This is a genomic window from Phenylobacterium sp., from assembly GCF_030679875.1.
Taxonomy (GTDB): Bacteria; Pseudomonadota; Alphaproteobacteria; order Caulobacterales; family Caulobacteraceae; genus Phenylobacterium.
Genome location: NZ_JAUXSP010000022.1, coordinates 1 through 13,708, shown reverse-complemented (window position 1 = coordinate 13,708; position 13,708 = coordinate 1). Strand labels below are relative to the sequence as shown.

8 protein-coding genes are annotated in these 13,708 nt (G+C 68.0%); 4 read left to right on the top strand and 4 right to left on the bottom strand.

The features are described 5' to 3' along the window. Nucleotides 1–5,106 carry an alpha-2-macroglobulin gene (locus tag Q8K84_RS15235; RefSeq protein ID WP_305283573.1) on the bottom strand — a complete coding sequence of 1,702 codons (5,106 nt, stop codon included), beginning with the start codon at nucleotides 5,104–5,106 and terminating at the stop codon, nucleotides 1–3. A 57-nt stretch (nucleotides 5,107–5,163) separates the two neighbouring features. After that, a complete protein-coding gene (locus Q8K84_RS15230) occupies nucleotides 5,164–6,669 on the bottom strand; it encodes an NAD-dependent succinate-semialdehyde dehydrogenase (RefSeq protein ID WP_305283572.1) in 1,506 nt (501 codons plus the stop codon). Nucleotides 6,670–6,841: 172 nt separating this feature from the next. Here Q8K84_RS15230 and Q8K84_RS15225 point away from each other — a divergent pair, with 172 nt between their 5' ends. Next, entirely contained in the window at nucleotides 6,842–8,401 is a 1,560-nt protein-coding gene (locus tag Q8K84_RS15225; protein ID WP_305283571.1) for a pilus assembly protein, read from the top strand. Between the two features lie 51 nt (nucleotides 8,402–8,452). Here the strand turns inward: Q8K84_RS15225 and Q8K84_RS15220 are convergent, their stop codons facing one another. Both Q8K84_RS15220 and Q8K84_RS15215 read right to left on the bottom strand, forming a co-directional pair. Further along, nucleotides 8,453–10,918 (bottom strand): ATP-binding protein, encoded by a 2,466-nt coding sequence (locus tag Q8K84_RS15220; RefSeq protein WP_305283570.1) that lies wholly within the window; start codon nucleotides 10,916–10,918, stop codon nucleotides 8,453–8,455. Between the two features lie 90 nt (nucleotides 10,919–11,008). After that, on the bottom strand, nucleotides 11,009–11,944 hold the full coding sequence (locus tag Q8K84_RS15215) for an isopenicillin N synthase family oxygenase (RefSeq protein WP_305283569.1): 936 nt from the start codon (nucleotides 11,942–11,944) through the stop codon (nucleotides 11,009–11,011). Between the two features lie 114 nt (nucleotides 11,945–12,058). Here Q8K84_RS15215 and Q8K84_RS15210 point away from each other — a divergent pair, with 114 nt between their 5' ends. The 3 genes from Q8K84_RS15210 to Q8K84_RS15200 all read left to right on the top strand — a co-directional run. Continuing rightward, nucleotides 12,059–12,733: an OmpA family protein gene (locus Q8K84_RS15210; protein WP_305283568.1), complete on the top strand. Its 675-nt coding sequence runs from the start codon at nucleotides 12,059–12,061 to the stop codon at nucleotides 12,731–12,733. Nucleotides 12,734–12,833: 100 nt separating this feature from the next. Then, nucleotides 12,834–13,568, top strand: coding sequence for a CoA transferase subunit A (locus Q8K84_RS15205; protein ID WP_305283566.1), 735 nt, complete (start codon nucleotides 12,834–12,836; stop codon nucleotides 13,566–13,568). Next, the coding region (locus Q8K84_RS15200; protein ID WP_305283607.1) for a CoA-transferase at nucleotides 13,568–13,708 on the top strand (141 nt) is incomplete at its 3' end. The genes Q8K84_RS15205 and Q8K84_RS15200, both read left to right, overlap by 1 nt.

Genomic DNA, 13,708 nt, shown 5'->3' with positions numbered 1-13,708 from the left:
TCACTGGCCAGGCGCGATCACCGTGCGGCCGACGCTCGTGCGGGCGTTGACCGCCGGACGGTACATGTCCCGGGCCTCGGCGCCCGGAAGCAGGAAGTCTCCAGGTGTCACCGCACGGGCCACATAGGCGAAGGCGAAGTCCTGGCGACCCGGCAGATCCATGGCCGCCACATAGCGGTCATCGCGGGCTTCCTGCACGTCGGCGGCGGAAAGCTCGCCGAGGAAGCGGAAGGGGCCGCTCTGGGCGTCATCCGGCCCGAGCACCGTCTCGATCTCGAAACCGGCCGGCAGGGGATCATCGACCACCAGGGCCATGGACCGGGCCTGCTGGGCGCGACCTGAGACGATCACGATCACCCGGTCGCCCTGGGTCAGGCTTGCGGGGTCCACAGGCCCACCGGTGAAGCTCAGCAGGCGCTTCTGCAGCGTCAGGCCGTTGCTGGTCGCCGAGGGGGCCGAGACGGGCGCGCCCGTCACGGTCACCGTACGCCAGACCGCGCCTTCGCCCGCGTTGACGAAGCGGGACTCCGCCAGCTTGCCCACCGCCCAGCGGGGCCCGCCTGCGACCGCGGTCAGGGGTATGGCGCCCGTGCCCTCGATCTTCAGGGGACCAGCCGCCGCCATCATGGCGTTGGCCGCCTGCAACAGCCGGGCCTGCTCCTGGGTGTTGAGCGCCTCAGGGTCCTCGACCGCGTTTTCCAGTCGGCCCTGAAGCTCCCGGGCGATGTCGGTTTCGCCGGCCTCATAGGCCAGGGCGATCACCGCAGCGAGGTCGCGCAGCGGGCTCTGGTACCAGTCGCTCTCCTCGCGATAGTTCAGGGACCGCGCCGCCTGACGGAAGGCCGAGCGGGCCCGGGCCTTGTCGCCCATCAGGGCGAGGCCTGCCCCGACATGGGCCTTGGCCAGGGGGGAGGCTTCGGTCTTCATCTGCACATCGTGCCACCACCGCAGCCGGCCGAGGTCGCCACGGCCGCCCTTGGCCAGGACATAGAGGGCGTAGGCCGAGGCCCGCCGACGCATGGTCGCCGTGGCGGTCTCTGACGCCTGGGGCGAACCCGCCCACCAGGTGGGATATTCCAGCCTGTAGGAGATATTGGCCCAACCCTCAGGCCGGGAAATGTGCCGCATGGCGCTGAGCGCCCGCTCCAGAGCCGAGGCCGGCACGGGGGCCCCGGCCTTCTGCGCCTCGATCAGGAAGTCGGTGGCGTAGGCGCCGAGCCAGGCGTCAGCCTCCCCGTCGCCGACCCGCCACATGCCGAACGCGCCATCAAGGGTCTGGCGGTCCAGCAATCGGCTGACGGCCTGATTGAGGCCAGCGCTGGAGCGTCGCGCCTTGGGGTCCTGGGAGACATTGGCGGCGTAAAGCAGAGGATAGGCGGCCGAGACCAGCTGCTCGGTGCAGCCGTACGGATAGCGCAACAGGGACACCGCGATCGGCCCGGGGTCGAAGCCCCGGAACGGCGAGTAGCTGACCTGCAGGGTCGCATCCCCCGCCGCCAGACCGGCCAGGAGTTCAGGCGTGGGCGTGAACGCGGCGCCGGGCTGTTGCAGGGCCACGGTGGTCCGCGTCACCCGTCCCCATCCCAGGCGGGTCTGCAGCGGGTAGTCCCTGGTGCTGGAGAAGCCTGGACCGGTGAGCGTCAGGCTCACCTTGCCAATCCCCGCCGTGCGCGGGGCGTCCAGGGGAACACGCTCCGCCAGGCGTCGGCCAATGGCCAGGTCATAGGCCTTGCGGAAGGGGGCGAGAAGACCGCCCTCGCCGGTCAGCTGGGCGATATACTCTCCGGCTCGCCCCTCGATGTTGTGAAGCTCCAGGGTGGCGAAGGCCTTGTCGCCGGGCGCCAGGAAGCGAGGCAGGGCCAGTTCGGCCACCACAGGCTCGCGGACCACCAGGGGTCTGGATGCGGAGCCCACGGCGTCATCGGTCCAGGCCACGGCCATCAGCCGCAGCTCGCCGTTGAAGTCCGGGGCCGGCAACTGGATGGTCGCCTTGCCGTCTCGCCCGGTCTCAACGACCCCTGACCAAAGCGCCACGGTCTTGATCGGCGTGACGGTCAGACCCTCGCCGCCGATCTCGTCACCGCCAAAGCTGACATTGGCCGGCGCCCCGAGGTTGGGGTCCAGCAGACGGCCATAGTCGTCGCGATAGTCGACGCCGAGGGCGCGCTTGCCAAAGTACCATTTGGCCGGATCGGGGCTCTCGAACTTCGTCAGGCGCAAAATGCCTTCGTCGACGGCCGCCAGGGTGACGCGGACGCGCTGGCCAAGGCCAGCGCCCCGCACCGTAATCGGCACAGACAGGGCCTCCCGGGCGCCGGCCTTCTCCGCCACGCCAAGATCGACCTCAAGCCGTCGTCCCTTGGGATCGAGGGGGACATAGACCAGACCCAGCGCCCGCCTGGGCTTGGGGGATTGGACGGGGTCGCGGGGCTGGACCACGGTGACCATCACATAGGCTCCGCCGCCCCAGCTGGCGTCGCTCTGGAATCGCACCGTGGCGCCGTTTTCGCCCACGGTCAGGGTGCGGAAGTCGAGCACCCGGTCGGTGGCGACCGCCACCTGGACCTCGCCCGCATAGGGCGGCTTGAGCGTGATCTCGACCGTGTCGCCCTGGGCGTAGGTCCGGTCTCCGGCGCTGACCCGAACGATGTCAGGCGCTTCGGCGTCCTGCGCCGGCGCGCCCCAGCCCGAGGTGAAGCGGATCACGCTGGCCGCGCCATCGGGCCCGCTCAGCTCGATCCGGTAGTCCCCCCAGCCCAGTCGCCGGTTCAGGCGGGCGGGTTCGCCGGCGGCCAGGTTGACCGTCCCCTGGTCCACCAGGGCGTCGCGGCTGGTGCGGCGCCATTGCCAGCGGCCATCCTGCTGGAACCAGTCATAGTCCCAGTTCTCCGACACCAGCCGCCAGGTGACGCCCGGCGCTGCGATCCGACGTCCGGTGGGATCGACGGCGATCAGGTCAAGGCTGACTGTCGGATCAGCGCCGCGGGCGCCCTCGGCCTGATTGACCTTGACCCCGAGATAGGCCGAGCGGGGCCGGATCTTCAGGTCGACGGATTCCCGCACGGGCCGGCCGCCGGGTTCAAAGACGCTGACCGTGGTGGCCGCAACCAGGGGCTGGGCGCTGTCGGCCGCCTGCGGCGGCAGGGTGATGACGGCGCGGCCTTCACCGTCCGTCACGGTGCGGCCCAGATCGACGAATTCCTCCTGGAAGGGCTCGCGCTGGTCGCCCCACTGGAAGTTCTCAAAGGTGGGGAAGGGATTGGGATCGACGCGCAGGCGGGCCTCGCCCTCGGCCTGCAGGCCCGAGCCGGGCGCGCCATAGAGGAAGCGGGCGCTGATATCGAGGTTGCGGCTTTGGCCGGTGGCGACGGGGCTGGCCTCCTGGCCCGTAACCGAAACCGCCAGCCGCTGAGGCGCGAAGTCCTCGACGGCGAAGGTGACCTCGCCGGCCGGGCGTTCCAGACCTTCAATCTCCAGGGTCGCGCGCCAGCGGCCGCGGGGCGCGCTGCGCGGCAGGGGAATGTCGGCCGCGGCCGAACCCAGGGGCGCGCCGTCGAAGGCGTAACGGCGGAACTCGACGCCTGAGGGCCTGCGCACCACGATGGCGCCCTTACGGTCCTTGACGGCGCGGGCTTCACGATTGCGAAGCAAGGCGTTCAGATGGACGGTCTCGCCCGGCCGATAGACTCCCCGGTCGGCGTAGAGATAGCCGTCGATGACTGACCCTGCGGCGCGCCCACTGGTGCTGACGGCGCTGGTCTCCTGAATCCGGCCGCCGACGCCAAGGCGCGACAGATCTGCCGGCGGTCGATCGAGGTCCAGGAGCGCCAGGTCCCCCTGGGGCCCATAGGCCATGATCATCTTGGGCCTGAGCGCGCCTTCGCCGTTGGTCAGGGCGGCGGCGAAGCTGGCGCGGCCCTGGCCGTCGGTGCGGGCCTCAGCCAGATCCTCGCCATTGGCGGCCACCAGGGCCACCCGGATACCCGACTGCGGACGGGCGCTCTTCAGCGAGCGCACCACCACATCGGCGCCCTCGGCGCCGGCATAGGCGCTGAGCGCCATGTCGGTGAAGATGATCCAGCGCCGGGCCTGGGCCGGGGGATTTGAGTCCTCCCCCGCTGTCAGACCGCGACCGCCAGACGCATCCCTGGCCTTGATCACATAGCCGCCGGGCTTCATTTCCCGCAGCACCGCGCCCAGGGGGAAGACGGTGGTGGCGCGCCGGCCGGCCTCTCCGGTCACCGCGACCTCGCCGCTCCAGACTCTCTGGCCTTCCTGGTCAGGACTGTCGGAACCCCAGTCGGAGGCCCATTCACCCTCGGCGGTGGGTTCCGGCGCGCTGACGGAGGTGCGGACCAGGTTCCGGTCCGCCACGCGCCAGACCTCGATCGCCAGGCGGGTGACATTGACGGTCTCGATGCCGACGCCGTCGGAATCTTCTCGGGGCAGGATCACCCCGTCGCCGGCGAAGCCGACGAAGGGGGGCTTTTCGCCAAAGGTGAAATCGACGTCGGCGTTGGCCGCCAGGGTCTCGCCCCCACGGGCCGGGAGCCCCTTGAGCAGGGTCACGCGGCGGTCATTGAACCCGAGGCCCGCCAGGCAGAGCTCAGACCCTTCTACGGCGATGGCCGGGGTCTCGCCCAGGTCTGGCGAGACCAGGACGAAATCGGCATAGGCGGCCTGAGGGTCAAGGGGGCGGCTCATCTCCACGCAGGCCCGCGGTTGGGCGGTGGAGGTGTCGACCCGGGTGCGCCAGACCGCGAAGCCCTCGGGCATGGGGGCGCCACGGCGCGGCGCGTCGGCCGCCCTTGGACGCCCAAACAGCGTCCCCGCCCCCGGAATAATCTCGGCGCCGGAAATCGCCGCGCGGGGAATACGCAGAATGTCGACGCCCTTGGCGGTCAGGAAGCCGCCGCCAAAGGCCGCCACGATCAGAGCCCCCGTGACAAAGACCGGCGCCCGGCCATGGGTCAGGCGCGCGCCCAGGCTCCGCCACCAAGGCGTCCTGGCCTGCTCATGTTCCGTCGCCTGCGGACCAGACGGAGCGGGCTCTGGCGCCGCGGGCTCGGGGGCGGTTCCGTTGGGCGTCTCGTCGCTCGGCGTCATCAGCTCTTCCCCCAGCCTTCCGGCCCGGTTTAGAGGAGCCCAAGCTTGGCGTCGCCGTCAATCATCCCGGGCAGCCTGGCCCAGGGCCAGGGTCATGGACTTGATCTGCAGGTAGTCGTCCACCCCATAGACGGAGCCCTCGCGCCCATAGCCGGATTGCTTGACCCCGCCAAAGGGGTTGGCCGCGTTGGAGACAAGGCCCGTATTGACGCCGATGATGCCGGCCTCAAGGCCTCGGCCCACCCGCAGGGCGCGGCCCTGGTCGGTGGTGAACAGGTAGGCCGCCAGACCGAAGTCAGAGGCGTTGGCCCGCGACAGGGCCTCGTCCTCGGTCTTGAAGCTGAAGACGGGCGCCACGGGACCAAAGGTCTCCTCGGCGGCGAACAGGCGATCATCCCCGCCCGCCAGAACCGTGGGCTGGAAGAACCGCCCGCCCAGGTCATGTCGCCCGCCGCCGGTCAGCACCTGCCCGCCGCTATCCAGGGTGCGCGCGATGTGGTCCTCGACCTTATCCAAAGCCTTGGGGTCAATCAGCGGGCCAATCTCGACACCGGCCTCCAGCGGATGGCCGACCTTCAAGGCGGCGACCCGGGCGGTCAGCCGCTCCAGAAAGGCGTCGAGAATGGGGGCCTGCACATAGAGCCGGTTGGGACAGATGCAGGTCTGGCCGGCGGCGCGGAACTTTCCGGCCATCACCCCGTCGACGGCGGTGTCCAGATCGGCGTCCTCGAATACGATCAGCGGGGCCGCGCCGCCCAGCTCCATCGACAGCCGTTTGAGCGTCGGGGCGCAGTCGGCCGCCAGTTTCCGCCCGACCTCTGTTGAGCCGGTAAAGGACAGCTTGCGGATCAGCGGCGAGCCGGTCAGCCGCGCGCCCACCTCGTTGTTGGCGCCCGTGACCACCGAAAAGACCCCGTCCGGCACGCCGGCCTCCAGGGCGAGTTTCGCCAGGGCCAGGGCCGTGAAGGGGGTGGCTGAAGCGGGTTTCAAGACGACCGTGCAGCCGGCGCAGAAGGCCGCGGCGGCTTTCCGGGTGACCATGGCGGCCGGGAAATTCCAGGGCGTGATGGCCGCCACCGGCCCCACCGGCTCCCGAAAACTGAGGATCAGATGCTCGTTGCTCGGGCTTTCGATGGTTCGTCCGTCCAGACGCCCCGCCAGTCCGGCGAACCAGGTGATGAAGGCGTTGGCGTAACGCACCTCGCCCAGGGCCTCCTTCCAGGGCTTGCCGTTCTCCAACGAAATCAGGGCGGCCAGGCTCTCTTCATGGGCTTCAACCAGGGCGGCCCATCTGAACAGGATGTCGCCTCGGGCCTGGCCTTTGCGGGCGGCCCAGTCCGGGAAGGCCCGGGCGGCCGCGGTGATCGCTGTGTCCACCTCCGCACCCGAAAGTCGCGGCGCCTGGCCAAGGACGGTCTCTTCTGCGGGGTTCTCCACGGTGATGGGCTTGCCGGTTCCGGAGATCCAACGCCCGTCGACCAGCGCCTGCTCGACAATCAGATCGGCGCCCATCTTGGCCAGGGCCTTAGGGGCCAGGGTCTCGGGTGCGGGGGGCTGCGCCATGGCGGTCTCCTGACATTTTCGGGCCTTCCTCGAACGCGCAAGCCGACGGTGAGGCGCCCGATCGGTCCGGCTCCAAGGGTTGAGGCCTGTTTACCCTGTTGTGCGGGGGGTTCGTTTACCCTGAGGCCGCATCATCAGCCCCTGAACATTGTTGCAGAAGCGGGGCGCAGACGTGCGAACCTCTATCCTCAAGGGCATGATCGCCCGGCTGAAATCTGGCGCCCGCGATGAGAGCGGGGCGGCGGCGATCATTTTCGCCGTGGCCCTGGTGCTGCTCGCCCCCCTGACGCTGGGCGTGTTCGACCTCTATATCGGCGCCAACCAGAAGCAGAAGTTGCAGGACGCCGTCGACGCGGCCGCCCTGTTCGCCGCCCGCTCTTCGGCCCAGACCCAGAAGGAAATCAATGAGGTCGGCCAACGGGCGCTAAAGGCCAATCTGACCGCCTTTCCAGGCTCGGCCCTGATCACCTCCAGCTTCGTGCTTGATGGCCCCAAGGTGGTGGCGACCGCCGAGATGACGCCCATGGCTGTGGCCACGGGCTTCTTCCAGCATGGCAATGTCAAGGCCGGCGCCGAGGTGCTGCGCGCCATGGACCGGCTGGAAGTCGCCCTGGTGCTGGACAATACCGGCTCCATGTCCGGGACCAAGATGACAACCCTGAAGACCGCCGCCAAGGACCTGGTGGACAAGCTGCATGCGGCGGGCCAGCGCAGCACGGCCACCGATCCGATCCAGATTTCCCTGGTGCCGTTCTCTAGCACGGTGCGGGTGGCGGAGAATGTCAGCGTCAAGAATTACAATACGAGCACCCGGACCGGCCCGAACATCCCCAACTGGCTCGACAGTCGCGCGCGGGGTCACAACGCCGCCGGGGTAGACATCTTCAGCACCACCAATACCGATCGGTTCGCCGTGCTGAAGTCGATGAAGGACAATCAGGTCTGGGGCGGGTGCGTGGAAAGCCGGCGTCAGCCCTTCGACGTGCAGGACACCGCGCCCTATTCGGCCAATATCGATAGTTATTTCGTCCCCTATTTCGCCCCGGACGAGCCGGATCGAACCTCCTGGTGGCAGGCGTCGAATCCGAACGACTACCTGGATGACAAGTCCAGTGGCGACGCCTGGGCCCGCCAGGGCAACGTGGCCAAGTATTCCAACGCCACCCCCCGCGCCGAGGGCCCAAACAAGGGCTGCGACCTGGAACCGATCCTGCCGCTCACCACGGACATGAACGGCCTCAAGAGCGCCATCGACGCGATGAGGGCGGTGGGAAACACCAACATTCCCATGGGGCTGGTCTGGGGCTGGCACACCCTGTCGCCCCACGCCCCCCTCGCCGACGGGGTGGCCTATGGGACCAAGAACCATCGCAAGATCATCATCCTGATGACCGACGGCGATAACGTCTTCAGCAGCGCCAGCAACCACAACAGCTCGGCCTATAGCGGCCTGGGCTATCTCTGGCAGGGGTTGCTCGGGATCACGTCGGGCTCGAACAACCTGCGCAATCAGACCATGGACGCGCGGCTCGCCCTGCTCTGCAAGAACATCAAGGACAAGGAAATCGTCCTCTACACCGTGCGGGTGGAGGTCACTACCGGCTCCAGCGACCTGTTGCGCAACTGCGCCACCGATCCGGACAAGTTCTTCGACGTCCAGAATGTCGCCCAGCTAGGGGCGGCCTTCGACGCCATCGCCGGTTCGATCGACAATCTCCGCCTGACCAAGTGAGTGTGACGGCGGCTTAAGCGCGCCAAGGGCCGGTCAGACCGCCAGGGGCGATCAGATCGCCCGGGTCTGTGGCTCGACGCCCTCTGCCTTGCCGGCCGCCGACCAGACCTCTTCGACCGTCGAAAGCAGGCGTTGGGCTGTGACGGGCTTGGTGACGTGGCCGTCGGCGCCGGCGCTTTCCGAAGCCAGGCCATGCTCAGGCATGGCGTTGGCCGTCAGCGTATAGATGGGCGTGCGGCCCCGGCCGGCGGTCTGCTCGCGCCGGCGGATCTCCCCGATGGCGGTCAGGCCGTCCATCACCGGCATCTGCATGTCCATGAGCACCAGGTCATAGGCGCCGGCTTCCCAGGCCTCCACCGCCTGGGCCCCGTCCTCGACACAGGTCAAGGCGACGCCGGCCGCCCCAAGGATCAGTTCCACCACCCGGCGATTGGTCGGGTGATCCTCGGCCAGGAGCACGCGCATCCCATCCAGCGGGGCGGGCCCTTCGGCCAGGTCAGATTTGTCATGCCAGACCTCCACCGCGCCCGTGCCGCGGGGCAACTCCAGCGCCAGGGTGAAGACCGAGCCTTCCCCGCTCCGGGATTCGGCCGACAGCAGGCCGCCCATGGCTTCGGCCAGAGAGCGGGAGATGGCCAGGCCAAGGCCCGTGCCGCCGAAGCGACGTGTGATTGAGCCGTCAGCCTGCTCGAAGCGGCCAAACAGGCGCTGGCGGGTCACATCGTCGAAGCCGATACCGGTGTCGGCGACCTGAAACACCAAGCGCGATCCCAATTGGCCCCGCTCGGCCATAACCTCCAGGCGAACCCCGCCCTGGGTGGTGAACTTGACCGCATTGCCCAGCAGGTTGGACAGAACCTGACGCAACCGCGCAGCGTCTCCCAGATAGGTCCCCTCGGCCTCGGGGTGGACCCGCACCTGGAAGCTCAGGCCCTTGGCCTCGGCGCTGGGCTGAAAGAGGGCCGCGCAGGCGGCCACGGAGGCCGCGAGATCAAAGGGCTCAGGGCGAAGCTCAAGCCGACCGGCCTCAATGCGCGCCAGGTCCAGAATGTCAGACAGCAAGGCTTCGAGGGTCTGGGCGGAGGTCTCGATAAGCCCGACCATCTCGGCCTGCCGGGGCGCAAGGGAGGTCCGCGACAGGGCGCCGGCCACCCCCATGACCCCATTCAGGGGCGTGCGGATCTCGTGGCTCATATTGGCCAGGAACTCGCTCTTGGCCCGGTTGGCGGCCTCAGCGGCCTCCTTGGCCTTCACCAGCTCAATTTCATCGTGCTTCTGGCGGTCGATGTCACGCATGACCCCGACCACGCGCTCGACCCGGCCCTTGGCGTCCTTGAAGGCTCGAGCCGCCGAACTGGTCCAGCGGGCCTGGCCACCGTCAGGCGGCACAAGCCGGTAGGTTTCATGAAAGGGCTCGTCGAGCCGAACGTGGCGGTCCCAGGCCGCCATCAGCCGGGGTCGGTCCGTGTGATGCACGGCGTCCCAGATGCCCACTTCGACGTCCTTGAAGGTCGCGCCCTTGTGGAGGCCCCTGGCCCCGGCCGCGGTCAGGATGCCGCGGCGATAGTCCATCTCCCACATCTGCAGGTCGCCGATCTCCAGGGCGAACTTCAGGCGTTCCTCGGAGCGTTGAGCCTCTTCCAGCGCGGCCACGGAATCTGTGATGTCGACGGACATGATCAACAGGCCGGCCACGGCGCCATCGCTGTTGCGCCATGGTGTGATCTCCACCCGCAACCAGCGATCCTCGCCGTCCTCGTTCTGAACCGACAGCCGTTCATACTGCGCCGGATGGCCTTGCAGGCAACGCTCATAGGCCGAGCGCCAGCGCTTTGTGCGGGGGTTTATATCGTAAAGAATATGGCCAATAGGCTCATCCAGTCCCCGCTCGGCGCGCCACAGGGGGCTGGCCTGGATGATCCGCATATCGACGTCTGTCAGGCACAGGGCGACAGGCGCGGTCTCGACAAAGGCGGCCATCATCGTCTGGGCGGCCTGGGCCTGGAGGTGAGCCTGGGCCAGGTCGCTCACCGCCTGGTGCCGGCTACATTCGCCAGCCGCCATGGCGGCCAGGTCCCGCAGACAGGTCCCCAGGCTTTCGTCGAACTCACAGACCTCCGGGCCCGCCACCACGACGGCGCCCAGTGCTGAGCCGTCCGGGAGCAGGATGGGCGCGCCGGCGAAGAACCTGACGAAGGGGTCGCCCGTCACATAGGGATGGTCGGCGAAGCGTGGATCGGCCCGGGCGTCAGGGACCCAGAGCCCGCCCTCGGCCTGGGCCGCCAACCCCGCGAAGGACCGGTGGGCGGCGATCTGCCGGGTGAAGCCCTCATCGGCGCTGGCGTGCCAGGTCCGGTCTCCGTCGATCAGGATGACATCGCCCAGCCCGCCGCCCAGCAGGGCGCGGGCCAGGCGGCCAATCCGCTCGAAGGGCGCCTTCAGAGCTGACAGGTCCAGAGCGCCGAGGACCGCCATCTGATGGGCCCTGGCCTCAATGGCGGCGGGAAAATCGACCATGGCGCTGACGCGTCTGCCCTCCGATGACAGGCTAGAGTCGCGCATGGGCGGTTAAATTTTGGTGGCCGCGGCAAAAAACCGTCGATCGACCTAGAGCAGTTTGATCTCCCGCAGGCGCTGCTGGAGATAGCCATCGGCGGTGATCGGCTCGGGGTAGCGATCAGGATGGGCGCCATCCACGCAGCCGGGCAGGGTCGCGATCTCATAGTCTGGATTGAAGTGCAGGAAGAAGGGCGTTGAATAGCGCGCCACGCCGCTGCGCGCCTGGGACGGGTTGACCACCCGATGGGTGGTGGAGGGCAGGCGGTGATTGGTCAGCCTCTGCAGCATGTCGCCGATGTTGCAGACCAGCGACCCGGCCGGCGGATTGATGGCCAGCCAGCTGCCGTCACGTCGCAGCACCTCAAGCCCCGCCTCTTCGGCGCCCAGCAGCAGGGTGATGACATTAATGTCCTCGTGCGCCGCCGCCCGGATGTGCGGCCCGTCGCCGGAGGTCGGCGGATAGTGCAGCAGCCGCAGCACTGAATTGCCGTGATCGACGGTGGGGGCGAAGAACTGGCGCTCAAGTCCCAGATAGACCGCCAAGGCCTCCAGCATCTTGCGGCCCATGGCGTCCAGCGCGCCGTAGAGCCAGCGCACCTCATCAGCGAAGGCCGGGATCTCCGTAGGCCAGACATTGGGCGGCATCACGGACGCATAGGGATGGCCCGAGGGCAGGTCCCGGCCCATGTGCCAGAATTCCTTTAGGTCATGGTGGGCCTCGCCCTTGGCGGTCTCCACCCCAAAGGGCGTGTAGCCGCGCTGGCCGCCCTGGCCGACCACATAGGCGCGCTTGGCCGCCTCGGGCAGGGCGAAAAAGGCCTTGGTCGCCGACAGGGCGCCGTCGATCCGGGCCTGTTGCAGCGGGTGGTCGGCGATCACCGCGAAGCCATAGCGGGTAAAAGAGTCCCCCAGGGCTTGGGCGAAGGCCTCGAAGTCAGCCTCATAGGCGCCAAACGAGACGGGAATGATGGTGTCAGATGTCACTTCTGGGCCTTTGGGGTGGATTAAGATCGCCGCGACGGACTTAAAACCGCCATATCGGAACTTCGTAAGAGGGCCTAGCGTTGCTGTAGCCATAACAACACTCGGAGACACAAGATGCGTCACCTGACCGCAGCCTCAGTGGGGCTCCTCGGCGCCTTCGCCCTGACCGCCTGCACCACCACCGATCCCTATACGGGCCAGCAGGTCCGAAACAACACCGGCACCGGCGTTCTGGCCGGGGCCCTCGGCGGCGCCGCCCTGGGCTATCTCACCAACACCAACAAGAGCTCTGAGGGCCGAAAGAACGCCCTCATCGGCGCGGGCGTCGGCGCCCTGGCCGGCGGCGCGGCGGGCAACTACATGGACCGCCAGCAGGCCGAGCTTCGCCAGCAGCTGGCCGGCACGGGCGTGGACGTCACCCGCCAGGGCGACAACATCATCCTCAACATGCCCGGCGATGTGACCTTCGCCGTTGACCAGTCCGATATTCAGCCGCGGTTCTACACCGTGCTGGACGACGTCGCCCGCACCATCAACGCCTATCCCCAGACCCTGGTGGATGTGATCGGTCACGCCGACTCCACCGGCGCCGCGGCCTACAATCAGGCCCTGTCGGAGCGCCGTGCGGGCTCGGTGGCCAACTATCTGGTCAGCCGTGGCCGGGTGATGCCCGACCGCCTCTTTGTGGCTGGCCGTGGGATCAACGAGCCCCGCGCGACCAATGCGACCCCTGAGGGCCGCGCTCAGAACCGCCGGGTGGAGATTATCCTGCGTCCCCTGACCAACTGATCGAACGACGCATCAGGACCTGACCTGAGACCGGCGGCCCCATGCGGGCCGTCGGTTTTCTGGACTTTCCCATTTGCTGCGCTGCGGCGTAGTATGAGCCATGGCAAACAAGGTTCGCAAAGACGCCGCCGAAGCCCTGGACGGGCTGCTGTTCGACGGCATGACCATCATGGCCGGAGGTTTTGGCCTCTGCGGCATTCCTGAGAATCTGATCGCAGCGATCCGCGCCCATGGGGTGAAGGAGCTGACGGTGATCTCCAACAACTGCGGGATCGATGGCTTCGGCCTCGGCGTCCTGCTGGAGAACCGGCAGATCAAGAAGATGATCAGTTCCTATGTGGGGGAGAACAAGCTGTTCGAGCAGCTCTATCTCTCTGGCGAACTGGAACTGGAATTCAATCCCCAGGGCACGCTCGCCGAGCGCATCCGCGCCGGCGGGGCGGGCATTCCCGCCTTCTTCACCAAGACCGGCGTCGGCACCCTGGTGGCCGAGGGCAAGGAAGTCCGCGAGTTCGACGGCGAGCTCTATGTGATGGAGCGCGGCCTTACCGCCGACCTCTCGATCATCAAGGCCGATGTGGGCGACACCGCCGGCAATCTTGTCTTCCGCAAGACCGCTCGCAACTTCAACCCGATGATGGCCACGGCCGGCGCCAAGACGGTGGTCGAGGTCGAGCGTATCGTGCCCCCTGGCGACCTCGACAAGGACCATATCCACACGCCGGGCATCTATGTGGACGCCATCTTCGAGGGGGCGGCCTTCGAAAAGCGCATCGAGCGGGTGACGACACGGCCGAAGGCCGTCGAGGGCGCCGGCGCCGGAGAGGAAGTCTGATGGCCTGGACCCGAGACCAGATGGCCGCCCGCGCGGCCCGCGAGCTGCAGGACGGCTTCTATGTGAACCTGGGCATCGGCATTCCGACCCTGGTGGCCAACTACATCCCGCAAGGCGTCGAGGTCACCCTGCAGAGCGAA

Excerpts from the sequence above, each read along its gene's own strand:
- Q8K84_RS15210 (WP_305283568.1), top strand. The coding sequence starts at position 12,059 with ATGCGTCACCTGACCGCAGCCTCAGTGGGGCTCCTCGGCGCCTTCGCC.
- Q8K84_RS15205 (WP_305283566.1), top strand. The coding sequence starts at position 12,834 with ATGGCAAACAAGGTTCGCAAAGACGCCGCCGAAGCCCTGGACGGGCTG.
- Q8K84_RS15220 (WP_305283570.1), bottom strand. The coding sequence starts at position 10,918 with ATGGTCGATTTTCCCGCCGCCATTGAGGCCAGGGCCCATCAGATGGCG.
- Q8K84_RS15230 (WP_305283572.1), bottom strand. The coding sequence starts at position 6,669 with ATGGCGCAGCCCCCCGCACCCGAGACCCTGGCCCCTAAGGCCCTGGCC.
- Q8K84_RS15235 (WP_305283573.1), bottom strand. The coding sequence starts at position 5,106 with ATGACGCCGAGCGACGAGACGCCCAACGGAACCGCCCCCGAGCCCGCG.